This is a genomic window from Rhodococcus phenolicus, from assembly GCF_001646785.1.
In the GTDB taxonomy this organism is placed as follows: domain Bacteria; phylum Actinomycetota; class Actinomycetes; order Mycobacteriales; family Mycobacteriaceae; genus Rhodococcus; species Rhodococcus phenolicus.
Genome location: NZ_LRRH01000021.1, coordinates 15538 through 37518 on the forward strand (window position 1 = coordinate 15538; position 21981 = coordinate 37518).

The 21981-nt window shown below is 66.9% G+C and carries 20 protein-coding genes; 3 read left to right on the forward strand and 17 right to left on the reverse strand.

The annotated features are described in order from the left end of the window. The first annotated feature begins 11 nt into the window (after nucleotides 1-11). Nucleotides 12-1439 carry an aldehyde dehydrogenase family protein gene (locus A8G15_RS07540; protein WP_064257015.1) on the forward strand — a complete coding sequence of 476 codons (1428 nt, stop codon included), beginning with the start codon at nucleotides 12-14 and terminating at the stop codon, nucleotides 1437-1439. A gap of 194 nt (nucleotides 1440-1633) precedes the next feature. Here A8G15_RS07540 and A8G15_RS07545 read toward each other — a convergent pair whose 3' ends face one another. Genes A8G15_RS07545 through A8G15_RS07570 form a run of 6 tightly spaced genes read right to left on the reverse strand, consistent with a single transcriptional unit; the run spans nucleotide 1634 to nucleotide 7575 of the window. After that, complete coding sequence (locus A8G15_RS07545) at nucleotides 1634-3199, reverse strand: AMP-binding protein (protein ID WP_064256982.1); 1566 nt, start codon at nucleotides 3197-3199, stop codon at nucleotides 1634-1636. Between the two features lie 31 nt (nucleotides 3200-3230). Then, nucleotides 3231-4367, reverse strand: a complete 1137-nt coding sequence (locus tag A8G15_RS07550; RefSeq protein ID WP_064256983.1) for a thiolase C-terminal domain-containing protein — start codon at nucleotides 4365-4367, stop codon at nucleotides 3231-3233. Next, nucleotides 4364-4783 carry a Zn-ribbon domain-containing OB-fold protein gene (locus A8G15_RS07555; protein WP_082899724.1) on the reverse strand — a complete coding sequence of 140 codons (420 nt, stop codon included), beginning with the start codon at nucleotides 4781-4783 and terminating at the stop codon, nucleotides 4364-4366. Before A8G15_RS07555 ends, A8G15_RS07550 begins: the two co-directional genes overlap by 4 nt. Beyond that, the gene (locus A8G15_RS07560) at nucleotides 4780-5625 is read right to left on the reverse strand and encodes a MaoC/PaaZ C-terminal domain-containing protein (RefSeq protein WP_064257017.1); all 846 of its coding nucleotides are present in this window, start codon (nucleotides 5623-5625) and stop codon (nucleotides 4780-4782) included. The genes A8G15_RS07555 and A8G15_RS07560 overlap by 4 nt, the downstream gene beginning before the upstream one ends. Beyond that, complete coding sequence (locus A8G15_RS07565; RefSeq protein ID WP_064256984.1) at nucleotides 5625-6521, reverse strand: SDR family NAD(P)-dependent oxidoreductase; 897 nt, start codon at nucleotides 6519-6521, stop codon at nucleotides 5625-5627. Before A8G15_RS07565 ends, A8G15_RS07560 begins: the two co-directional genes overlap by 1 nt. Continuing rightward, nucleotides 6502-7575 (reverse strand): MBL fold metallo-hydrolase, encoded by a 1074-nt coding sequence (locus A8G15_RS07570; RefSeq protein ID WP_064256985.1) that lies wholly within the window; start codon nucleotides 7573-7575, stop codon nucleotides 6502-6504. Before A8G15_RS07570 ends, A8G15_RS07565 begins: the two co-directional genes overlap by 20 nt. A gap of 159 nt (nucleotides 7576-7734) precedes the next feature. On the opposite strand from A8G15_RS07570, the gene A8G15_RS07575 reads away from it, so the two are divergent. Next, nucleotides 7735-8631 carry a LysR family transcriptional regulator gene (locus A8G15_RS07575; RefSeq protein ID WP_064256986.1) on the forward strand — a complete coding sequence of 299 codons (897 nt, stop codon included), beginning with the start codon at nucleotides 7735-7737 and terminating at the stop codon, nucleotides 8629-8631. Here the strand turns inward: A8G15_RS07575 and A8G15_RS07580 are convergent. From A8G15_RS07580 to A8G15_RS07610, 7 genes are read right to left on the reverse strand one after another with little or no spacing between them, the layout of a single operon-like run. Beyond that, nucleotides 8565-9476, reverse strand: a complete 912-nt coding sequence (locus tag A8G15_RS07580; protein WP_064256987.1) for a LysR family transcriptional regulator — start codon at nucleotides 9474-9476, stop codon at nucleotides 8565-8567. The genes A8G15_RS07575 and A8G15_RS07580 overlap by 67 nt on opposite strands. A 36-nt stretch (nucleotides 9477-9512) precedes the next feature. Continuing rightward, entirely contained in the window at nucleotides 9513-10661 is a 1149-nt protein-coding gene (locus A8G15_RS07585; protein WP_064256988.1) for an acyl-CoA dehydrogenase family protein, read from the reverse strand. 16 nt (nucleotides 10662-10677) lie between these two features. Further along, nucleotides 10678-11712 (reverse strand): CaiB/BaiF CoA transferase family protein, encoded by a 1035-nt coding sequence (locus A8G15_RS07590; RefSeq protein WP_156665292.1) that lies wholly within the window; start codon nucleotides 11710-11712, stop codon nucleotides 10678-10680. Further along, nucleotides 11709-12473: a crotonase/enoyl-CoA hydratase family protein gene (locus A8G15_RS07595; RefSeq protein ID WP_064256990.1), complete on the reverse strand. Its 765-nt coding sequence runs from the start codon at nucleotides 12471-12473 to the stop codon at nucleotides 11709-11711. Before A8G15_RS07595 ends, A8G15_RS07590 begins: the two co-directional genes overlap by 4 nt. Further along, on the reverse strand, nucleotides 12470-13477 hold the full coding sequence (locus A8G15_RS07600; protein WP_257606229.1) for an NAD(P)H-dependent flavin oxidoreductase: 1008 nt from the start codon (nucleotides 13475-13477) through the stop codon (nucleotides 12470-12472). Before A8G15_RS07600 ends, A8G15_RS07595 begins: the two co-directional genes overlap by 4 nt. Beyond that, entirely contained in the window at nucleotides 13474-14256 is a 783-nt protein-coding gene (locus A8G15_RS07605) for an enoyl-CoA hydratase/isomerase family protein (protein WP_064256991.1), read from the reverse strand. The genes A8G15_RS07600 and A8G15_RS07605 overlap by 4 nt, the downstream gene beginning before the upstream one ends. Further along, on the reverse strand, nucleotides 14253-15398 hold the full coding sequence (locus tag A8G15_RS07610) for a thiolase family protein (protein WP_064256992.1): 1146 nt from the start codon (nucleotides 15396-15398) through the stop codon (nucleotides 14253-14255). The genes A8G15_RS07605 and A8G15_RS07610 overlap by 4 nt, the downstream gene beginning before the upstream one ends. Before the next feature lie 254 nt (nucleotides 15399-15652). Between A8G15_RS07610 and A8G15_RS07615 the strand changes: the two genes are divergently transcribed. Continuing rightward, nucleotides 15653-16741 (forward strand): ABC transporter substrate-binding protein, encoded by a 1089-nt coding sequence (locus A8G15_RS07615; protein ID WP_156665293.1) that lies wholly within the window; start codon nucleotides 15653-15655, stop codon nucleotides 16739-16741. Nucleotides 16742-16790: 49 nt separating this feature from the next. Here the strand turns inward: A8G15_RS07615 and A8G15_RS07620 are convergent, their stop codons facing one another. From A8G15_RS07620 to A8G15_RS07635, 4 genes are read right to left on the reverse strand one after another with little or no spacing between them, the layout of a single operon-like run. Then, on the reverse strand, nucleotides 16791-17393 hold the full coding sequence (locus A8G15_RS07620; protein WP_064256994.1) for a TetR/AcrR family transcriptional regulator: 603 nt from the start codon (nucleotides 17391-17393) through the stop codon (nucleotides 16791-16793). A 13-nt stretch (nucleotides 17394-17406) separates the two neighbouring features. Continuing rightward, complete coding sequence (locus A8G15_RS07625) at nucleotides 17407-19587, reverse strand: 3-hydroxyacyl-CoA dehydrogenase NAD-binding domain-containing protein (protein ID WP_064256995.1); 2181 nt, start codon at nucleotides 19585-19587, stop codon at nucleotides 17407-17409. Nucleotides 19588-19598: 11 nt separating this feature from the next. Continuing rightward, on the reverse strand, nucleotides 19599-20810 hold the full coding sequence (locus A8G15_RS07630) for an acetyl-CoA C-acetyltransferase (RefSeq protein ID WP_064256996.1): 1212 nt from the start codon (nucleotides 20808-20810) through the stop codon (nucleotides 19599-19601). Between the two features lie 23 nt (nucleotides 20811-20833). After that, the gene (locus A8G15_RS07635; RefSeq protein WP_064256997.1) at nucleotides 20834-21976 is read right to left on the reverse strand and encodes an acyl-CoA dehydrogenase family protein; all 1143 of its coding nucleotides are present in this window, start codon (nucleotides 21974-21976) and stop codon (nucleotides 20834-20836) included. Nucleotides 21977-21981 lie beyond the last annotated feature (5 nt).

Here is a 21981-nt window from a genome sequence, read left to right on the forward strand (position 1 = left end):
AGGATGAGTTGATGTACACGACCTGGATCGACGGCGACGCGATCACATCTACCGCGACCTACGGTGTCTACGACCCCGCGACGGGTGCGGAGATCGCCTCCGTACCCGAATGCAGCCTTGCAGACACCGAACGAGCGATCGATGCCGCGGATCGTGCGCGCCGCAGCTTTGCGGCCACCGACCTCGACGTTCGGCGCAAGTTTCTGGATAGGATCGCCGACCACCTCGAGACCGATCGGGAGTCGCTGACGGAGTTGGCGATTCGCGACACCGGCGCTCGCATCGACGTTGCCCGCACGCTGCACGTCGACGGCGCGGTGGCGCGGTTCCGCCAGTGGGCGCGCACCCCGGCTGAGGCCCTCACGCCCGCAGCGCCGGCCGACGCCGCAGGTGTTTCTGCCCGCCTGTACCGTCGCCCGGTCGGGATCGTCGGCTGTATCAGCCCGTACAACTTCCCGCTCCTCGCGATGTCTGCGAAGGTGAGCGCCGCACTGTTCTCCGGGAACGCGGTGGTCATGAAGCCCGCGCCCCAGGACCCGCTGCTGGTGATGGAGCTGGGTCGTATCGCCACCCTGGCCGCCGGCGAGCTGGGCCTGGACCCCGGTGTCGTCGGAACGCTCACCGGATCGACTCCGGCCACGGGCGAGGCACTGGTCGCCGATCCCCGGGTGGGCGCGATCAGTTTCACGGGCAGCACCCATGTCGGTCGCGCGATCTTCGCCAACGCTGCGCCTCAGGTCAAACGCCTTCTGCTGGAGCTCGGGGGCAAGGGCGCCGTCATCGTGCGGGCAGACGCCGACCTAGACCAGGTAGTCGCCAACGTCACCCGGACCTGGACTCTGCAGTCCGGCCAGGTGTGTCTGACGCCGTCACGGATCCTGGCCCACGAGTCGGTGGCGGACCGTCTGGAGGATCGACTGGCGACCGTGCTCACCACGCTGCGGAGCGGAGACCTGCGCGACCCGAACACGTCGGTTGGGCCAGTCATCTCCGCGACACAGCGTGACCACATCGAGCGGCTCGTCGGGTCCGCCGCGGCCGCGGGACGGCGGGTGCATCAGTTCACTGATCTCCCCGACAAGGGATTCTGGACCGCGCCGACGCTTGTGGCCGGAGCCGATGCGCACGACGACGTCATGCGCATCGAGGCATTCGGACCAATCATGGCGCTCAGCACCGTCCGCAGCGACAAGGAGGCCGTCGAGATCGCCAACAGCCTCGAATTCGCACTGTACGACTACGTCTTCAGCGCCGATCTCGAGGCTGCCGAAGCCGTCGCATCCCGACTCGACGCCGCACAGGTCGGCATCAACACCACGGCCCGGCATCCACTGGCACCCTTCGGCGGCAACAAGCACAGCGGTATCGGACGGACGGGCGGCACGTACGCCCTGGACGCCTACACGAACCTGCAGGCGTTGATCGCCCGGGACTCCTAGCCGCGCACCCGCGACACCGCCCCGAACGTGCTCCCGTCGGCAGAACGCCGGCGGGAGTTTACGCATGCCCGCGGGCAGTCGATGGACCTGACATTACGATGCACATGAACAATGCACATGACATTGGCGGGTGTCGAGAGTGGGTCCACTCTCAACACCCGCCAAAGTCGGAACCGACTGTGCTTCAGCACTTCTCAGTTCGAACCGTCGACACCAAGCGCGCTCGCCAGTGCGCCGCCGTTCGCGAAACCGGACTCCGCGACGACCCGCTCACGCACCACCCGGCGGAGCAGCTTGCCCACCTCCGAATGCGGGAGCTCGTCGACGAACTCGAACGTGCGGGGAACCTTGTAGCCCGCGATCTTCGTCCGCAGTGCCGTCTCCACCTCCGCGCGCAGCGAGTCGTGATCCTCGACTGGCTCCGCGGTCACGACAACGGCGTGGACCGACTCGCCCCATCGCGGATCGGGCCGGCCCACCACGCAGGCCTCCCGGATGGTGGGCAACTCGACCAATGCGTGTTCGATCTCGGCGGGATAGACGTTCACACCACCCGAGATGATGGTGTCTGCGGTGCGGTCGCAGAGGTAGAGGTACCCGTCGTCGTCGAGATATCCGATGTCGCCCAGCGTGATCTCGTTCGCGATGCGTGACGATTTCGTCTTCTCGGGCGCGTTGTGATATTCGAACGGCGTCTTGGCGTTCTCGAAGTAGATCGCCCCGATCTCGCCGGGTGGCAACCCTTCACCGTTCTCCCCCCGGATGGTGATCCGGACCCCGGCCCGCGCACGTCCGACGGATCCTGGTCGGGCCAGCCACTCCTTGGAGGTGATGAGCGTGGCCGACCCCTCGGTGCCTCCGTACACCTCGTTGAGGACGGGACCGAGCCAATCGATCATCGCCCGCTTCACCGACGGCGGGCACGGCGCCGCCGTGTGGATGACGGTCCGGAGACTGGATACGTCGACTCGGTGGGAATCCCTGACCTCCAACATGTCCTGCATCATGAGTGGGACGAGGTATGCCCAGGTCACCTGGTACTGCTCGATGGCGTCGAGCGCGGTCACAGCAGACCAGCGAGGCAGGATGACGACCGTGTGGCCGACCTCCAGTGCCTGGTCGGCGTACGACAGCGGGGCGGCGTGATACATGGGAGCGACCGAGAGATACACCCCACCCTCGTGGTTCACGTCATACTTCTCGGCCCGCTCGACGGCCGCCGCGGCGACCGCGTCCGGCCCGCCTGCAGGCAGCGGGCGACGAACCCCCTTCGGCTTGCCGGTGGTTCCTGAGGTGTAGAGCATCCTGCTTCCGCCAGCGGAAGACTCCGGTCGGGTCAGCGGGTGCGCCTCGACTTCTGCGTTGCCTCCGGTCCGGTCGAGCTCGACGATGCGATCGGTCGGGAGGCCGGCCAGCAGGCACGCCTCCCGGACGAGTCTGGCGTACTCCGCAGTGGTGAATACGATCCGCGCATCGCTGTCCTGGAGGATGTGAGCCACTTCCGGGGCGGCGAAGTGCCAGTTGATCGTCGTCAGGTACAACGGCTGCTGAAGAACAGCGCGCTGTACCGCCAACAGAGCCGCGCCGTTGGGCAGCAGCACGCAGACCGACGCGCCGGGATCGAGGTCACGGGCGACAATGAGGTGAGTCAGCTGATTCACCCGGGCCGCGAGGTCGCCGAACGAAGTGGTTGTGCCGTCGGGGTCTACGACCGCCGCTCGATCGGGCGTGGTCTCGGCGTACGAATAGAAGCTGCGCATAATTTCTCCTTCACTATATCCATATGTCCAGTCAACGGGGACGGCCGAGAATGGTGACGGCAGCAGCGGTGAACATTCCACCGAACCCGAGGGCGAGGCTGGTACCAACCACCCCCGCGTCGGCGTCCGCCTCGCCCCGGATCTGGCGCACGGACTCCGTCAACGCGAACATCCCGTACATGCCGGTATGTGTGTAGGCGAGGCCGCCTCCGTTGGTGTTGAGCGGGAGCGCACCACCCGGGCTCGTGCCGCCGTCGGCGATGAACCGTGCCGCTGCGCCGGGTTCGAAGAAGCCCATGCTTTCTAGTCCGATCCACGGCAAGTGCGCGAAGGCGTCGTAGTTCATCACGTGGTCGATGTCGGAGTGCTGCAGCCCCGCCTCGGCAAAGGCGTCGCCTGCGGCCTGCCGAGCCGCACGCGAGACGCCGGCGTCCGGCATATACGCGACCATCAGCGAATCCGTGCCCTCGCCGGTGCCGAGGACCTCGACCGCCCTGCCCTTCTGGGCAGGACCGACGTCCTCCGCCCGGACCAGCACGAGGGCTCCACCGCCGTCCGTCACCATGCAGACCTGCGGGACCCGGAACGGCCACGCCAGGACCGGCGCCGCGAGCACCTCGTCGATCGTGACTCGGTCGCGGCGTCCCGCCCGCGCGTTCTGGTGCGACCACTCCCGCTGCGCGACGACAACCGCCGCAAGGTCGGACTCGGTCAGACCGTGGTCGTGCATATAGCGAAGCGCGGGCAGGGTGAATTTCGTGTACGGGGCGCGTGCCCCGTACGGTTCCTCGAACTGCCCAACCAGGGCGGCAGGATCGCGGGGCCGGGGGGGTACACCGACCCGAGATCGGTTCGATTCACCGTGGGTGATGAGCACCGCGTTCGCGTGCCCGGCCCTCAGCGCGGCCGAGGCGTGGCGGACGTGGGCCATGAATGAGCACCCGCCGACATTGGTCGTGTCGACCCATCGGGGCTGCACGCCGAGGGCGTGTGCCACCTGGTGGGGTGAGTAGGCCCCCGCGACACCGTCGATGTCCCCGATCCCCACGCCCGCGTCGGAGAGTGCCCTCAGGCCAGCCTCGACGTTCAGCTCCAGCACGGACTGGTCCGGAATGCGGCCGAGCCGTTCGGTTTCCGCGGCACCGATGATGTGGCAACCGGTGGTCATGCGTGCTCCTCCTGAACCGTGAAGACCGGGATCTGCTGGTTCCCGCGTGGTTCGAACTCCACCCGTACCCGCCGGTCCATGAGAGACATGTCGTGTCGGGCCTCCACTCCTCGAATCACGGAGAGCAACCGCGGGCCCTCGTCCAACTCGATAACGGCGACAACGTACGGCGCGGCGGCGGCGAACGCTGGCTCGGTCCGTTCGACGACCACGTAGCTCCAGATGCGCCCCGTGCCCTGTGCCCGGAACCACCCGAGTTCCCTGCCCCCGCAGCTCGGACAGTTCAGCCGTGGGTATCCGATCGCCTCGTCGCAGCGCGCGCATCGCTGCAGGTGCAGTTCTCCCCGTCGCGCCGCGTCCCAGTACGGCGCGGTGAGCGGCGTCGGCTCCGGCACCGGCATGGGCTCCGTGGTCACAGAGTCACCCCCCTGGTCGTGCGTATCCGGCCGCCGTCGACGACGACACGTTCGCCCACGCGTGCTCGGTAGACCAACTCGCACTCATCCACCTGTGCCACGTCGATCTCGATGGACTCACCGGGAAACACCGGGTTGCGGAACTGTCCGTCGATCTCGGCCACCGCACCGACGTCGGAGCCGAGTACCCTGCCGATCACCGTGCGCGCAACGGTCGCCCAGGTGCAGAGCCCGTGGAGGATCGGCCGGCCGAAACCGGCACGGGCGGCGAATGTCGGATCGCTGTGCAACGGATTGCGATCACCGCACAGCCGGTAGAGCAACGCCTGGTCGTCGCGGGTGGACGCCGTCACGCTCGCGCCCCACATCTGCTCGACTAGGGCCGGACGTTCGCCGCTCGACATCGGCTTCGAGCCGAGACCCCGCAGGAAGTAGGACGAGTGTGACGTGAACAGCGGCGTCCCGTCGGCATGATTGCGAGCCATGGCTGCCGTCTCGAGTACCACGCCCGTACTACGATCGGTCATCGACACGATGCTCGTGGTGACGTCGATCCGTCCCTCTGCCGGCAGCGTCGCGTGCAACTCCACCCGCTGCCCCGCGAAAACAATGCAGTGCGAGGGGAACTCGCCGACAAGGTGTTTGACCGGCCGCAGCGAGCCGCCCAGCACCGCCGCGAAGGTCGGGAGTGCCTGCAGTTCAATGCCCTGCGAGTTCTCGGTGACGAGGTGCAGGTCCTGCGGGCCGGAGCCGACCGCGAGGTTGTAGAGCAGCGTGTCGTCCGTCGTCCAGTCGGCACTCCACGGTTCGGAACCGGCCCCGACGTTGTCGTAGAGCAACATCACTTGGGCCCGCGCATGTCTGCGTTCGGGCGAGCGATCTCGAGCAACTCGTGGAGCGTCTTGTCGAGCGTGTCGATGTCATCCGCAGGCGGGGCGCTGGGACCGTGCGACCAGCCCTCGGCGACGGCCACTTTTCGCCCGGAGGAGAGGAAGACCCGCCCGGTGACGTCGGCGCTGCGTGGCGAAGCGAGCCACTCCACCACCGCTGCGGGCCAGCGGGGTGACATCTCGTCGTTCACGGTGGCCGGATCCCGGCCGGGGATCGAGGCGACCATCCTGGTCGCGGCTCCTGGGCTGATGCAGTTGGCGGTCACGCCGAAGCGGGCAAGTTCGAGTGAGGCGACGATCGTCATCGCGGCGATACCCGCCTTGGCTGCCGAGTAGTTGGCCTGCCCGACGTTGCCGAAGAGCCCCGACACCGATGTCGTGTTGATGACCCGCGCATCCACCTTCTCGCCGGCGTCGGCGCGTTCCCGCCAGTGCACTGCGGCGTGATGGAGCGTACTGAACGTACCTTTCAGATGGACGTTGATCACCGCGTCGAACTCGGCCTCCGTCATTTTCGCGATGGTCCGGTCGCGCAGGACCCCAGCGTTGTTGACGAGGACGTCTAACCGTCCCCAGGTGTCCACCGCTAGCCGGATCAGGTCCTCGGCCTGGTTCCAGTTCGAGATGTCGTGCCCACTGAAGATCGCCTCGCCTCCCGCGCTGGTGATGCGGTCGACTACGGATGCGGCGGGCGCATCAGGGTCAGGCCTACCGTCAAGAGTCACACCGAGGTCGTTGACCACCACCTTCGCGCCCGCGGCGGCGAGCCGTTCCGCATACGCGGCACCGAGTCCCTGCCCTGCGCCGGTGACGATGACCACCCGGCCTTCACACGAAGCTACGGTCATTTGCTCCACTCTCTTTCGTTGAGTTCGGGCGCCAGCGTTCGCCGGCGTCGAGTACTGCGCGTCCTTGCCTTCGCAGATGTACAAGGTGCGCCAGGGTCTCTTTCACCGCGAGGTTGGTCGCGCGGAAGTCCTGCTCACCGATCGGCCGGTGCCAGCTCAGCGCGAGTGCCACGTCGTAGCAGGAGATCGGTCCGCGCACTCGCAACACCGTCGCGATCTCGTCGAGCCGGTCGGTGTGGTGTTCCTGCAAGTCCCGCACCCGCTCCCGCGCCCCTCGGAATCGGAATTGATGGGCGGGCAACACTTCCCACTCATCGCACAGCGCGACGCGGTCGAGCGACGAGAGGTAGAGCGCCAGCACGTCGTCCTCGAGGTGGTACAGCTGGCTGATGTTCGGCGAGATCGTCGGCAGCAGGTGGTCACCGCTGAACAGCACGCGGGCACGCTCGTCCGCGAAGCAGAGGTGGCCTGGGGTGTGACCGGGGGTCCACCACGCCGTGAGGGTGCGGTCCGCGACCTCGATTCGATCACCGTCGGCCACAAAGTCCACGCGGTGCAGCAGGTCTGGTGCCAGCCGCGGCGATCGGAGCGCGCGCTCGCCGATGCGGACAGGGTCCGGGCACCCTGTCGTCGCCATGAGACTCCGCCATACGGCCGTTCGTGCCTCGTTGAACGCAGACCGGTCGGGCCGCACGGTGTCCGCGTCCGCGATATGGAGCCACACCCTCGACTGCGGCGCGTGCTCGAGCAGTCGCGGTGTGAGGCCGAAATGATCCGGGTGCATGTGTGTGATCAGGACACGGGTCACGTCAGCGAGGTCGAATCCGCACTCGGCGGCTCCGCGCACGAGCGTGGTCCACGCCTCGTCGGTGTTCAGGCCGGGGTCGATAAGGACGCAACCGTCGTCATCCGCAATCAGGTAGCAGAGTGTGTATCGGATCGGGAGGCTGCCGGCGGGCACCGGAACAGCCCACACGTCGGGAGCGATCTGCTCGACGGCGGGAAGTCTGCGGGCAGACCAGGCGTCCCGTTGTCGACTACCTGTGCAAATCATGACAGTCCTCCGCGTTGTTTGGCGTTGCCCTGAAGCCAAGCCGAAGTGGAGCACGTCACACAAAGTCCAAACGTCGAAATCGTCGGTCGGAAGTGCCTATGGCTGGGTAAAGGCTGTGAGCGAGTATGGATTCCGTCACGATCCTTGTAGGCTGATGCCATGGATCTACGGCTGCTTCGGTACTTTGTTGCGGTAATCGATCACGGGAACGTCACCGCTGCGGCGCAGGCCCTCTACATGTCGCAGCCGTCGCTGTCGCAGGCTATGCGGACTCTCGCAAAGCGCCTCGACGTCACCTTGTTCACCCGGGTCGGGCGGCAGCTACAACTGACGCCGGAGGGCCGCGAACTGGAAGTGCAAGCCCGCGAGATCATCGAACAGGTCGATCTGGCCCGCGCCCAGGTCGAAGAGGTCGTTCAGCTGCGGACCGGGCGGGTCACGGTGGCGACGTCGAGCACCTTCGGGGTGTTTCCGCTCCCGGCCATCGCACGGGCAATGCTCGCGCGCCATCCTCAGATACAGGTTGTCGTGCTCGACGGCCGGTCCCCGGAGGGAGCGGCGACGCTCGTTCGCAACGGTGCGGCCGAGCTCGGTTTCGTCGAGCTGCCGATGCATGAGGAGTCGCTGGTCACCCACCTGCTCGGCAGCGAGGAGATTGTCGTGGTCGGCGCCGAGTCGGTTATCGGCGACGGGGCGGAACCCTTGACCAAGGCGCAGACCCGGCTGCTGCCGTTTGCGCTGCTCGACCGCGCGAGCGCGGGACAGTCGCGTTCCGCGCGGCACATCGTCGCGGTGGCCGAGCGAGTGCTCCTGACCGCAGCCGAGCGCGAAACCCTTTGGGACGTAGTGTCGTACGGAGCAGTTGCGACCTTCGTCTCAGACGCAGCCGCCGACATCGTGCTCCCGGGGACACCACGTCGGTCGCTCTCTCCGCCCCTGCTCCGCGACGTCGGACTGGTCCATCGCACTGGACCGCTGACACCCGCAGCTCAAGCCTTCGTCCGCGCGGCGAGATTGGTCTCCGCTTCCGCCCTGCAGACCTCGACGAAGTCCTGAGTGACGCCTGATTCCCGATCCTCGGCCCACAGCAGGTGGACGTCACGTTCGAGGACAGGGTTCAACGGGCACACCACGGCGCCGATGTGCTCCGCACGGGCCCGGTCCCGGTCGGTGATGAAGCTCGACCCCAGCCCGGCGGCGACCAAACTCAAGCGGTCCTCCCGGCGGGAGGCGCGTAGGGGAACCCGCCGCGGTGAACCGAGCAGGCTGAAGTGCTCCGCCAATGCCGGATAGATGTCGGAAGACGAACTGGACAGAACCAGCGGGCGTTCGGAGAGATCTTCCAGGGTCAATCCCTCCGCCGGAACCACGGTGCCGGGAGGGTGAACGGCGAGAACGGTTTCGGTGTCCAGAACGAGCGAGGAGAGATCGTTCGCCTGGGCGGCCGTCCGCCCGACAACGACGATCGCGACGTCGGCCATCCCACTCTTGACGAGATCGGCCGCGTCCGTCGCGTTCGCCGCGCGGGTCGTGACCACCGATGCCCGTGAACTCTGTCGAAGAAAACTGGCGATGCACCGTGGCCCCGCCCCCGAGGCCGAGTTGTCGATCAGACAGACGGTGAGCCGAGCCGCGGCAGCGCCGCCGTCCTGTCGGATGGCCTCGGGGGTTGCTGCGGCAAGTCGTGTCAGGCGCCGCGCGGTTCCAAGCATCGCGTACCCGGCCGAGGTCAGGGCCATCCCGGTGCCGAGCCGGTAGAACAACGGTGTCCCGAGCTTGCGCTCAAGCGTCTGCAGTGCCTCCGAAATGGTGGCCGGGGAGGCCTGCAGCACGGAGGCGGCGGCGCTGATGCTTCCTTGCTCGCTGACCACCACGAAGAAGCGTAGCTGCTGCAGCTCCATTGCCCCTCCGATCCTGGTCGGGCGGAGCCGGGGAGATCACAGCCCGATCGACTTGGCGATGATGCCCCGCTGCACCTCGTTGGTGCCGCCATAGATGCGAGAGATTCGAGAGTCAGTGTACATCCGGCTGATCCGGTACTCACTCATGAACCCGTACCCTCCGTGCAGTTGCAGACACCGATCGATGACACGCGACTGCAACTCCGTGCAGTACACCTTCGCCATGGACGCCTCGGAGGCGGTCAGCTCGCCGGCCTCGTGCGCGAGCATGTACTGGTCGATCAGTGCTCGACCTGCGGCGATCTCGGTTCGGCAGGAGGCAAGTTCGAACTTCGTGTTCTGGAAGCCGGCGACCGGCTGGCCGAAGACCTTGCGTTCCTTGACATAGTCGATTGTGATGCGCAGCGCGGTCTCCGCGGAAACCTGGGCTCCGAGGGCGATACCCAAGCGTTCACCGACCAGGTTGTGGGCGAGATAGCTGAACGCCGCCCCCTCCTCTCCGAGGAGGTTGCCCATGGGGACCCGCACGTCCTCGAAGAACAACTCGGCGGTGTCAGTGGCCTTCTGACCCATCTTCTCGAGGTTGCGACCTCGGCTGAATCCGTCGAAGTGCGACTCGACCACGAACAGGGAGAGCCCCTTACGGCGCTCCTCGTGCGTGCTCGTGCGTGCCGCGACGATCACCAGATCGGCGTTGATGCCACCGGTGATGAACGTCTTCTGCCCGTTCAGTACCCAGTCGCCGCCGTCCTTTCGGGCGCTCGTCCGCATGCCGGCCAGATCGGAACCCGTCGCCGGTTCCGTCATCGCGATGGCGCCCATGCGACGTCCGTCGACCATGTCCGGCAACCAGCGCTTCTTCTGCTCTGGGGAACCGTTGGCGAGGATGTAGGGAATGACGAGGTTCGCATGGGTCCCCACTCCCCCGAGAGCCACACCCGCGCGGCTGCATTCCTCGGTCCACACCGACTGATACAGGAAGCTGTTCTCCAATCCGCCGCCCCCGTACTCCTCCGGCACTCGCAGTCCGAACAGGCCGAGATCGCCGACTTTCGTGTAGAAGTCGTGCGGCACCTTGCCGGACTTCTCCCATTCGTTGAAGTGCGGCACCACCTCGCGTTCGAGGAAGGTCCGCACGGACCCGCGGAACGCCTCGTGTTCAGGCTGGTAGATCGATGTGGTCATGGCGTCTCCTTGATTGTCAGTCCCGGCGAGAGGAGCCGAGTGCGGTAATCCGTGGCGCGGGTTCCGGCAACGCGAATCCGTTGGCGTCCGTGGAGAAGACAGCGCGTTCACGGTTGTGAGGATGATGCGGGGCCTCATGCATGGCCAGAACTGGCGACACGCACGCGTCGCGCCCAGCGAAGTGCTCGACCCATCCGTCCCGGTCGCGAGTTGCGAACCGGGACTCGAAGAGTCGGCGATGCTGCGGCCAGGCATCGCGGTCGTGCTGGTCTCGGGGGTCCACCTGGTCCGTCAGGTCGAGACCGTCCAGGAGCTCGCGATAGAACTGCGGTTCGATGGCCCCTACTGCGACATGACGACCATCGGCGCAAGTGTAGGTGTCATAGAAGGGTGCGCCCCCATCGAGCAGGTTCCGGCCTGCGGGCTCCGACCACCGACCCTCCGCGGCAAATCCCCACGTCATGGCCATGAGGGCAGCGGACCCGTCCACCATCGCCGCATCGACGATGGCACCGACACCGGTGTCTTTGGCTCTCAGGAGCGCACTGACCAGACCGAACGCGAGCATCATCGCACCGCCTCCGAAGTCACCCACCACGTTGAGGGGAACCACCGGTCGGTCCGGCTCCCGGCGAATCGAACCGAGTACGCCACTGACCGCGATGTAGTTGATGTCGTGCCCGGCACTGTCGGCAAGTGGGCCGCTCTGCCCCCACCCGGTCATACGGCCGTAGACGATCCCGGGCCTCACGCCGGCCACGTCGTCTGGTCCGAGGCCGAGCCGTTCCGCGACGCCGGGACGGAATCCTTCGATCACGGCGTCCGCGTCTGCGACGAGCGCCAAAACCTCCTGGCGGCAGCTCGGATCCTTGAGATCGATCTCGACGATCCGCTTTCCGCGGTCCAGGACGGCCGGGCGCGGCACGGCGCCGGGTCGAACGAGACGGGTCACCTCTGCACCGTGGTCCGCCAGCATCATCGCGCAGAACGGTGTCGGGCCGACACCGCCGAGCTCTACCACGCGAATGCCGGTCAGCGGCGCCGGGCTCATGACCGGGTCCACACCGGGCGCCGCTTCTCGGCGAACGCCGCGGCACCCTCACGCGCGTCGTTGCTCGTCGCGATCGGCGCGGTGATCGGCGCCTGCCGGGCGAACCTGTCCTCCAAATCCCAGTCGACGGACTCCACGAATACTCGCTTGCTCGCCGCGACGGCGAGGGGCCCGTTCGCGGCGATGGTGGCTGCCAGCTCGAGTGCTCGATCCAGCGCCTGCCCGCCGGGGGTCACGTGATTGACCAGGCCGTAGTGATGTAGGCGCCCCGCGTCGATGGGCTCACCGGTCAGAATGAGCTCGAGCGCGATGTTGGCCGGGATGCGCTCGCGAAGGCGGAAGAGCCCACCTGCCGCCGCGACCAGGCCACGTTTCGTCTCGGGAAGCCCGAATCGGGCGGTTTCAGAGGCGACCACCAGGTCGCATGCCAGCACGAGTTCAAATCCTCCCGCCAGCGCCCATCCCTCGACCGCTGCGATCAGCGGCTTCGTCGGCGGCCGCTGTGCAATCCCGCCGAACCCGCGACCGGGAATCGACGGCTTCTCACCGCGGAGGAAGCCCTTGAGGTCCATTCCCGCACAGAACGCGGTCCCCGTTCCAGCGATGACCGCCGCCGACAAGGTGTCGTCCGACTCTAGGTCGTCGACGGCCGCCCCGATGCGCTCGGCCATCGCGAGCGTCATGGCATTGCGCGCGTCCGGTCGGTTGAGGGTGATGAGTAGTACACCGTCGGTGCGTTCGATCAGTACTTCGTCGGTCATGCGAACTGTCCGTTCGGAACGGGAACCAGCGGAGCGAGCCGGTTCGCGATGAGATCGGTGGCTTCGAGGACAATGCGCTCGACGAGTTCCGCCACTGTGGGGACGTCGTGAATCAGGCCTTGCGACGTGCCGACGGTCCAGATACCCAGGTCGGGATCGCCGTTCTCGTACACCCGGCGCCCCCTGGCCCCTGCGACGAGTTCGCGAATGTCTTCGAACACTGCACCGTCGTTCAGGCGCCGGACCACCTCCCGGCTGACGTCATTGCTGGCAACGCGCGCCGTGTTGTTCAGCTGACGGAAGATGAGTTCCGTTGCCCGCTCATCGGCGTTGACGATGGCGTCCTTGATGTCCGGGTGGATCGGCGACTCCTGGGTGCACATGAAGCGTGTCCCCATGTTCACCCCATCGGCGCCGAGCGCGAGGGCCGCGACGAGCCCTCGGGCGTCGGCGATGCCACCCGAGGCGATGACGGGAATCGACACGCTTTCGACGGTGCGCGGTATCAGCACGAGTCCTCCGATGTCGTCCTCACCGGGATGGCCCGCGCACTCGAAGCCGTCGATGCTGATCGCGGCAACGCCGAGGGACTCGGCCTTCATCGCGTGCCGGACGCTCGTGCACTTGTGAATGATCTTGACGCCGTGCGGGCTCAGCATCTCGACGATATGAGCGGGCAGATTGCCTGCTGTCTCGACGATCCTGACCCCGCTGTCCACGATCACCCGGCAGTACTCGTCGTACGGGGGCGGATTGATCGTGGGCAGGATCGTCAGGTTGACGCCGAAGGCGCGATCGGTCAGCCCTCGGGTCCGCTCGATTTCCGCTGCGAGCGCGGCCGGAGACGGCTGGGTGAGCGCAGTGAGGAAGCCGAGAGCTCCAGCGTTGGCGACGGCGGCGGTCATCTCCGCCCGTCCGACCCACTGCATCCCGCCCTGCACGAGCGGTACGTCGATCCCGAACAGCTCCGTGAAGGGTGTGCGTATCGGTCCGGGTGTGGTCACAGTTGCCACCGTCCTTCGAATCGCGGTGTCTCGCGGGCCACCGCAGCGGCGCGACCGACCGGTGCGTCGGTCGCGAAATTGATGAGTTGGGCGTCGTTCTCGCGCGCGACGGCCTCGGCGAACGTGCCGTTGAACGCAGCGTTGACCAACGCCTTGTTCTGCGCGAGCGCGACTGGTGGTCCGGCTGCGATCCGTGCCGCCAGCTCGGCAACCGTGGATTCGAGATCGGCCGCGTCCACCAGCCGGTTCACCAGCCCCAGCTGATGGACCGCCGTCGCGTCGAGTAGGTCCGGCAGGAACAGGAGTTCCTTCGCGCGGTGCACCCCGACCATCCGTGGCAGCAACCACGATCCGCCGCAGTCGACCGACAGGCCGCGCCGGGCGAAGATCTGGGAGAATCGCGAACGGGTCGTGGCGACGACGAGATCGCAAGCGAGAGCAAGGTTCCAGCCCGCGCCCACCGCGTCGCCGTCGACCTTGGCGATCGTCGGCACCGGGATCTCGTGCAGCGCGACGACGGCACTGGTGATCAACCGCATCCGGGCGGACGGGTGCGCCGCCGGACCCCCACCCGCGGTGACATCGGCGCCGGAGCAGAAGGTGTCCGCGGCGCCCTGCACCACCATCGCTCGCGTGGTCCCGTCGTCAGCCACATCCTCGACGGCCTCGCGCAGCGCGATCCACGCGGATCGGTCGAGCGCGTTCTTGCGGTCGGGGCGATTGAGGGTCAGTGTCGTGACCGCACCGTCGCGGGCGACCAGCACACTGGGTGTGCTCATGCGAGAGCCTCCACGACCGTCGCGTTCGCCATGCCGCCGCCCTCGCACATGGCTTGCAGGCCCCAGCGACTGCCCTCCCGCTTCATGCGATGGACCATCGTGGTCATGAGCCGGGCGCCGGACGCACCGAGCGGGTGCCCGAGAGCAATGGCGCCGCCCTGCGGATTCGTGCGTGCTGGGTCGGCGCCTGTTTCCGTCAGCCAGGCTCCGAGGACCGACGCAAACGCTTCGTTCACCTCGAAGGTGTCGATGTCGTCGATCCCGAGACCCGCTTTGGCGAGCACGGCCGCCGTCGCCGGGATCGGGCCGGTCAGCATCGTGAGTGGGTCGGAGCCAACGACACTGAATGAGTGCAGGCGCGCCATCGGGGTCAGGCCGAGTTCGGCGGCGCGCTCCGACGTCATCAGGAGCAGGGCCGCGGCCCCGTCCGAGACCTGGGACGCGGAGCCGGCAGTGTGCAACCCGCCGAATGCGGGCTCGAGCGCGGCGAGGGTCTCGGCGGTCGTCTCGGGTCGGATGCCCTCGTCGGCCGCCACCACGTTGCCGTTGGGGGTGGTGACGGGAAGGATCTCGTCGGCGAACGTTCCTGTGCGTTGCGCCTCGGCCGCACGGTGGTGGGACACGGCGGACAGTTCGTCGAGTTGCCGTCGCGACAGCTGCCACTCTTCGGCGATCCGGTCGGCGCCGGTGCCCTGATTGAAACGGGTGATCCCGTATCGCTGTTCCAGGCTGGGCCCAAGTGCCGACTCCACCCCCATCCGGGCGGTGCCCATCGGGACCCTGGTCATCGACTCGACTCCCGCGGCCACCACGATGTCCTGCATACCTGACAGGATCGACGCTGCGGCGAAATGTACTGCCTGCTGCGATGATCCGCACTGTCGGTCGACGGTGACGCCGGGAACGGATTCCGGCCACCCTGCGGAGAGCGCAGCCATCCGTGCGATGTTCCCCGCCTGTTCCCCTGCCTGGGACACACAACCCATGATCACGTCGTCCACCAGGAGGGGGTCGAGGCCCGACCGGTCGATCAGACCGCGCAGGACCTGACCCGCGAGTTCCACGGGATGCACATCGGCGAGGCCCTTCCTGCGGCGACCGATGGGGCTCCGCACGGCTTCGACGATGACGACGTCACGCATAGGGGTTCCACCTTTCCAATTCCGGGACTTTCGGGTTCTTCCGATTGAATGCGGCCCGACCAGCGCCGAACAAGGACCAGTTGCCGACGGGCGGTGCCGGAGAATTGAATGGGTTCCGCGAAGGAGCAGGTCAGGGCTGCGGAGGCCGGCTACGGCGGGTTGGCGCGACGCTCCCGTTCGTTGACACCACACAGCGCCGTGATGTGGTCTGCGTCTCATCACATCCATGACCCGTTCCCACGGAAGGCCCCCACATGCGCCCACTGAGAAATGTGCTCACCACTGCCGCCTTCGCGGCGGTCGTACCCCTCGCTCTGACTGGTTGCTCCACACCCGAAGGAACCAATTCCACTGCAGCGGAAGGTGGCTCGTCCGAGGCATGCCCCACGTCGTCGGCTCGCGAATCGGTGACGCTCGCCGCCGGGCAACTGATCGAGGGAATGGCGCCTGTGCTGCTCGCGATCGAAAGCGGAGCGTTCGATGAGGCGAACCTGGATGTCAAGATCGAGCCGCTGCCCACCGCGGACGCCCTTCCCCAGATCGCGCAACGCAGACTCGACGGGCAGATGACGTCGTTCAGTACCGCCAACTTCAACATGGCCAACAGCGGGATGAACCTGCGGTGGGTGATGCCGTTGTACGAGCTGCCGTCGACGGAAGAGACGGAGGAGCTGCCCGGATACTGGGCGAACATCCGGTACGTGGGGACAGGTGACGAACTCGACCTGTCAGGTCTGAAGGGTCAGCTGATCGCGACGCCTGTCGCGCCGGCCGGGACCGGCGCGGGTGCCAAGCTGCTCGAGAAGTCGTTGACTGAACAGGGCATGACCCTTGACGACGTAAAGTGGACGGTGCTCAGCGGCGCGGATTCGCTTGCGTCACTGGAGAACGGCGCGGTGGCGGCGGCGTGGCTGTCGCAGCCGTTCGAGCGGATGGCAGCGAAGGACGAGAACCTCCGTTTGCTCGGGACGTACGAGCCGGGCGTGAACGGCAGCGCACTGCTCGCCGGCCCGTCGCTCGGTGACCGCCCCGAGGTTCTCAAGCGGTTCATGATGGTGGTCGGGGACGTGTCCGAGAAGTATCTGCAAGGCAACTACCGCGGGAACCCGGAAACGGTGCGGTTGCTCGCGGCGGCACTCGACCAGGACGAGGCGTCGCTGCGCGAGGGTGTTCCGTTGACGTTTGATCCAACCCTCAGCATGGACGGCGCTGACACGTACGTCGAGGAGCTGCAGGAGTGGACGATGGCCCAGGGCAACCTGGAGTACGACACACCCGTTCCGACCGACCGACTGGTGGACACGGAGACGGTAGCCGCGGCCGCGGCCTGCCGTCAGGGCTGACCGTCGGCGGGTGGGGGCCGACACTCCCCTCAACCCCCACCCGTCGCGGTTAGCGGACGATTCGCTCGCCCAGAACTACCAGCGTCTCGCTGAGAACCTCCCGCACCTGATCCTGTGTGAGGGTCTCGTGGTCCACCCATTCCCGCACTGCGGCCTTCACCATCCCGCCGTACGCACGGATGGTCGCCAGTGCGGTGACCCGCGCGCTCCCGGTGCCCGTGAACCCGATCGCCTCGAGAACCCGATCGGCCGCTTGGTTGTCGGCCTCGTCGAGGATCGCCCGCAGTTCAGGGTCGTTGCCTCCCCCATCAACGCCGACCGCGAGCCAGGTCCGACCGTGGGCCGCCAGAACCTTCATCAGCCAGTCGACGGACGCGGTCACCCGCTCGCGCAGCGTCCCCTCAGGGAGGTCCACGTCGTCGAGCATCGGGACGAACATCATCGCACGCACGACTTCGAGGTACAGGTCTCGTTTGGTCCCGAAGTAGTGGTGGAGCAGCCCTCGGGCGACACCGGCCTCTTTGGCGACCGCCGCCATCTGGACGGACCCGTAGGGTTGCTCACCGAAGACCCGGATGGCGGCAGTCAGGATCGCAGACCGCCGCTCATCCGGCTCCAGGCGTCGCCACCGAGGTTCGAGGTTGGTCGTCATGGCGTCAATGCTGTCACAGCAGCCGCTCGCCTCTCGCAGCCGACGCACGTAGCGAACCTGCGACCACGAACCGGTCGCCGTAGCGTTCCCGAAGTTGATCGGCGCGGGCAACGAATCCGGCGAGACCACCATTGTATTGGTTGATGTACTGCAGCGCGCCTCCCGTCCAGGCGGGAAATCCAATCCCCATGATGGAGCCGATGTTCGCCTCAGCGACGGTGGTGATCACACCCTCGTCGTAGCACTGGTAGGCCTCGATCGCTGCGGCGACGAGCATCCGCTCCTTGGCGTCGTCGAACGGGATGTCGACGAACGGGCGGTGGTAGTCCTCGGCTATTCGCGGCCACAGACCCAGCCGCTTGCCCGCCGGCCCGTCGTACTCGTAGAAGCCGCGGCCCTCGAGTCGCCCCGGTCGGTCGAACTCCTCGAGCATCCGGTCGACGAGCGGGTAAGAGGCGCTGGGTACGAACGGGATGCCACGGGACTTCGCGTCGGCGATGAATCCGGCGCGGATCTTCGCGATGGTCTTCATGTTGATCTCGTCGAAGAGTGTCAGTGCGCCAGCAGGGAATCCGGCCTGCAGCGCGGCCTGTTCGGCGCTCGCCGGATGCATGCCTTCTGCGACGAGGGACAGCGCCTCGTCCACGAACTTGGCGATGACGCGGTTCGCGTAGAAGCCGTACACGTCCTTGACGACGATGGGTGTCTTGCGAATCTGCTTGACGAAGTCGAGTGCGCGGGCCAGTGCCTCGTCGGAGGTGCTCTCGCCGACGACGACCTCGACGAGCGGCATCTTGTCGACAGGGGAGAAGAAGTGGAGACCGATCACGTTGTCCGGGCGGTCGACGGCGGAGGCCATCTCGCCAATCGGCAGGGCTGAGGTGTTCGAGGCAAGTAGCACGTCGTCGTTGCCTACGTTGGCGGCGACCTCGGCGAGGACCTTCTTCTTCAGCTCGACATCTTCGAACACCGCCTCGACGACGAGGTCGGCATCCTTGACGTCGGCGATGTTGTCTGTTGCGAGGATCCGGCCGAGAACAGCGTCGCGCTTGACCTCGTCGATACGCCCCTTGGCCACGGACGCGTCGAGCAAACGTCGGGAGTAGTCCTTACCGCGCTCGGCCGCATCCATGGTGATGTCCCGCAGAACCACTTCAGCACCAGATAGCGCAGCCACATAGGCGATTGCCGCGCCCATCATGCCGGCGCCGAGGACGGCGACCTTCTCGGCGCGGCGCTCCGGGTAGTCAGTGGGCCGGGTCTGGCCCTTGTTCACGGCATTGAGGTCGAAGAACAGTGCCTTGATCATGTTCGCCGACACCTGGCCGCAGATCAGGTTCGTGCAGTAGCGGGTCTCGATGGCGAAGGCGGTGTCGATGTCCACCTGTGCACCCTCAACCGCGGTGGCGACCACGGCGATCGGGGCCGGCATCGGTGCACCCTTGAGCTGCTTGCGTACATTGGCCGGCACAGCGGGCAGGTGGGCGGCGAGGGCGGGTGAGCTCGGGGCCCCACCAGGGATTCTGTAGCCCTTGCGGTCCCAGGGCTGCGCAGCATCGGGGTTCTCGGCGATCCACGCCTTCGCGCGGGCGAGCATCTCGTCGGCCGTGGCGACGACCTCGTCGACGATGCCGACCTTCAGCGCCTTCGACGGATTCATCCGTTGGCCCTGGCCGACGACGTTCAGGATCGCGGGGGTCACGCCGAGCATGCGGACGACGCGGGTGACGCCGCCGGCGCCGGGCAGGACGCCGAGGGTGACCTCGGGCAGGCCGAGCAGGCTGCCCTTCTTGTCCAGGGCGATCCGGTGGTGCGTGGCGAGCGCGACCTCGAAGCCGCCGCCGAGCGCGGTGCCGTTGATCGCGGCGACGACGGGCCGGCCGAGGGTCTCGAGGCGGCGGAACGACTCCTTGAAATGATCGAGCCCGGCAGCGATCTCGGCGGAGTCGGCGGGACCGGCGTTCATCAGCTTGTTCAGGTCGCCGCCAGCGAAGAACGTGTCCTTGCCCGAGGTGACGACGACACCGGTGATGCGGTCCTTCTCGTCCTCGAGGCGTTCGACGATCAACCGGAGTGCGACTGCCATCGAGTCGGTCATGGTGTTGGTGGGCTGGCCGGGATCGTCGATGGTGACCGTGACGACGCCGTCGGCGTCCTGCTCCCAGCGAATGACGTCGGTGTGGTTGTTGGTCATGACGGTTCTCCTCAGACCCGCTCGATGATGGTGGCGACGCCCATGCCGCCGCCGATGCAGAGGGTGATCAGGGCGCGGCGGGCGCCGCGACGCTCGAGCTCGTCGACCATGGTTCCGGTCAGCATCGCTCCGGTGGCGCCGAGCGGGTGGCCCATCGCGATCGCACCTCCGTTGACGTTGATGACGTCGTCGGCTATGCCGAAGTGCTGCTGGTAGTTCAGGACGACGGACGCGAACGCCTCGTTCAGCTCGAACAGGTCGATGTCGTCGACCGTGAGTCCGGCCTTGGCCAGCACCTTCTCGGTCGCCGGGACGGGACCGGTCAGCATGATCGTGGAGTCGGCGCTGCTGGTGGCGGTCGCGACGATGCGCGCCCGCGGCGTCAGTCCGGCGGCCTCGCCCGCGGCCTCGCTGCCGACGAGCACCAGCGCGGAGCCGTCGGCGATACCGGACGAGTTGCCGGCGTGGTGGACGTGGTCGATCTTCTCGACCCAGTGGTACTTCTGCAGGGCGACGGCGTCGAAGCCGCCGAGCTTGCCCATGTCGGCGAACGACGGCTTGAGTCCTGCAAGTGCTTCCGCGGTGGTGTTGCCGCGGACAAGTTCATCGTGGTCGAGCACCACTGCACCGTTGACGTCACGGACCGGCGCGATCGACTTGGCGAAGTAGCCGCCGGTGATCGCGGCCGCGGCCCGCTGCTGCGAGCGCACCGCGTAGGCGTCGACGTCGTCGCGGGTGAAGCCGTTGATGGTGGCGATCAGGTCGGCCGCGACACCCTGCGGGATGAAGTAGGTCTCGTAGTTGGTGATCGGGTCCATCGGCCAGGCGCCGCCGTCCGTGCCGAGCGGGATGCGGGACATCGATTCGACGCCGCCGGCGAGGACGAGATCGTCCCATCCGGAGACGACCTTCTGCGCGGCGGTGTTGACCGCTTCGAGTCCGGAACCGCAGAAGCGGTTGAGCTGGACGCCGCCGACGGAATCGGGGAGTCCGGCGCGCAGGGCGATGGTCTTGGCGATGTCGGCGCCTTGGTCGCCGACCGGGGAGACGACACCGAAGACGATGTCGTCGATGGTCGCTGGGTCGAGCTGCGGGTGACGGGCGAGCAACTCGTGGACGAGTCCGACGCCGAGGTCGATCGGCTTGACGCCGTGCAGTGCGCCGGTCTTCTTTCCGCGGCCTCGCGGGGTGCGGATGGCCTCGTAGATGAAGGCGTGGGTCATGTTCTGCTCCAGTGCGTTCGGGGTCAGAGGAATCGGGCGATGAGGTCTTTCATGACCTCGTTGGCGCCGGCGTAGATGCGGGCGATGCGGCCGTCGACGAAGAGGCGGGCGATGGGGAACTCCTCCATGTAGCCGTAGCCGCCGTGCAGCTGCAGGCATCGGTCGATGACCTCGGTCTGCCGGTCGGAGCACCAGAGCTTGATCATTGCGGCGCGTTTGACGTCGAGTTCGCCGCGCAGGTGCCGCTCGATGGCATCGTCGACGAAGGTTCGCATGACCTCGAGGGTCGTGGTGATCTCCGCGAGTTCGAAGCGGGTGTTCTGCAGGGCGAACAGCGGTTTGCCGAACGCGTGACGTTCCCGGACGTAGGCGAGTGTGTGCTCGTATGCCGACTCGACCGCGCCGAGTGCCGCCACGCCGACGATGAGGCGTTCCTGGGGCAGTTGTTGCATCAGTTGGATGAAGCCCTGCCCCTCGGCGGTCCCGAGCAGGTTCGCGGCCGGTACCCGGAGTCCGTCGAAGAACAGCTCGGTGGTGTCCTGGCCCTTCTGGCCGATCTTCTTGAGCTTGCGGCCGCGGACGAAGCCCGGGGTCTCGTCGCCCACCTCGGCGGCGAGCAGCGAGATCCCGGATGCGCCCTGCTTGGGGTCGGTCTTGACCGCGATGATGATCAGGTCGCAGGTGGCGCCGTTGGAGATGAACGTTTTGGCACCGGAGATCACGTAGTCGTCGCCGTCGCGGACGGCCTGGGTGGTGATCGCCTGGAGGTCGGAGCCGGTTCCCGGCTCCGTCATCGCGATCGCGCCGATCCACTCACCGCTGGCGAGCTTCGGCAGCCAGCGTCGCTTCTGCTCTTCGTTGGCGTAGGCGAGAATGTAGTGCGGGACGATGCCGGTGTGCACGCCGAGCTGCATCGACATTTCTCCGCCGCGGACCTGCTCGCGGAACAGCACCGCTTCGTGCGCGAAGGTGGCGCCGCCGCCGCCGTACTCCTCCGGCACGGACATGCAGAGCAGGCCGAGTTCACCGGCCCTGCGGTAGAGCGCGCGGTCGGGTTGCCCGGATTCGGCGAACTCCTCGCGCCGGGGTGCGACCTCCTTGGTGAAGAAGTCGCGGGCGAGTGCGGTGAGATCGTCAAGTTCGGTCGTCAAATGGTCCAGCGACATGACTG

What these genes read in the sequence shown, in the direction of transcription:
- A8G15_RS07545 (WP_064256982.1), bottom strand. Translation starts at nt 3,199, where the DNA reads ATGCGCAGCTTCTATTCGTACGCCGAGACCACGCCCGATCGAGCGGCG.
- A8G15_RS07625 (WP_064256995.1), bottom strand. Translation starts at nt 19,587, where the DNA reads ATGACCAACAACCACACCGACGTCATTCGCTGGGAGCAGGACGCCGAC.
- A8G15_RS07570 (WP_064256985.1), bottom strand. Translation starts at nt 7,575, where the DNA reads ATGATTTGCACAGGTAGTCGACAACGGGACGCCTGGTCTGCCCGCAGA.
- A8G15_RS07620 (WP_064256994.1), bottom strand. Translation starts at nt 17,393, where the DNA reads ATGACGACCAACCTCGAACCTCGGTGGCGACGCCTGGAGCCGGATGAG.
- A8G15_RS07550 (WP_064256983.1), bottom strand. Translation starts at nt 4,367, where the DNA reads ATGACCACCGGTTGCCACATCATCGGTGCCGCGGAAACCGAACGGCTC.
- A8G15_RS07540 (WP_064257015.1), top strand. Translation starts at nt 12, where the DNA reads ATGTACACGACCTGGATCGACGGCGACGCGATCACATCTACCGCGACC.
- A8G15_RS07565 (WP_064256984.1), bottom strand. Translation starts at nt 6,521, where the DNA reads ATGACCGTAGCTTCGTGTGAAGGCCGGGTGGTCATCGTCACCGGCGCA.
- A8G15_RS07615 (WP_156665293.1), top strand. Translation starts at nt 15,653, where the DNA reads ATGCGCCCACTGAGAAATGTGCTCACCACTGCCGCCTTCGCGGCGGTC.
- A8G15_RS07560 (WP_064257017.1), bottom strand. Translation starts at nt 5,625, where the DNA reads ATGTTGCTCTACGACAACGTCGGGGCCGGTTCCGAACCGTGGAGTGCC.
- A8G15_RS07630 (WP_064256996.1), bottom strand. Translation starts at nt 20,810, where the DNA reads ATGACCCACGCCTTCATCTACGAGGCCATCCGCACCCCGCGAGGCCGC.
- A8G15_RS07585 (WP_064256988.1), bottom strand. Translation starts at nt 10,661, where the DNA reads ATGACCACATCGATCTACCAGCCTGAACACGAGGCGTTCCGCGGGTCC.
- A8G15_RS07605 (WP_064256991.1), bottom strand. Translation starts at nt 14,256, where the DNA reads ATGAGCACACCCAGTGTGCTGGTCGCCCGCGACGGTGCGGTCACGACA.
- A8G15_RS07580 (WP_064256987.1), bottom strand. Translation starts at nt 9,476, where the DNA reads ATGGAGCTGCAGCAGCTACGCTTCTTCGTGGTGGTCAGCGAGCAAGGA.
- A8G15_RS07590 (WP_156665292.1), bottom strand. Translation starts at nt 11,712, where the DNA reads ATGAGCCCGGCGCCGCTGACCGGCATTCGCGTGGTAGAGCTCGGCGGT.
- A8G15_RS07610 (WP_064256992.1), bottom strand. Translation starts at nt 15,398, where the DNA reads ATGCGTGACGTCGTCATCGTCGAAGCCGTGCGGAGCCCCATCGGTCGC.
- A8G15_RS07595 (WP_064256990.1), bottom strand. Translation starts at nt 12,473, where the DNA reads ATGACCGACGAAGTACTGATCGAACGCACCGACGGTGTACTACTCATC.
- A8G15_RS07635 (WP_064256997.1), bottom strand. Translation starts at nt 21,976, where the DNA reads ATGTCGCTGGACCATTTGACGACCGAACTTGACGATCTCACCGCACTC.
- A8G15_RS07575 (WP_064256986.1), top strand. Translation starts at nt 7,735, where the DNA reads ATGGATCTACGGCTGCTTCGGTACTTTGTTGCGGTAATCGATCACGGG.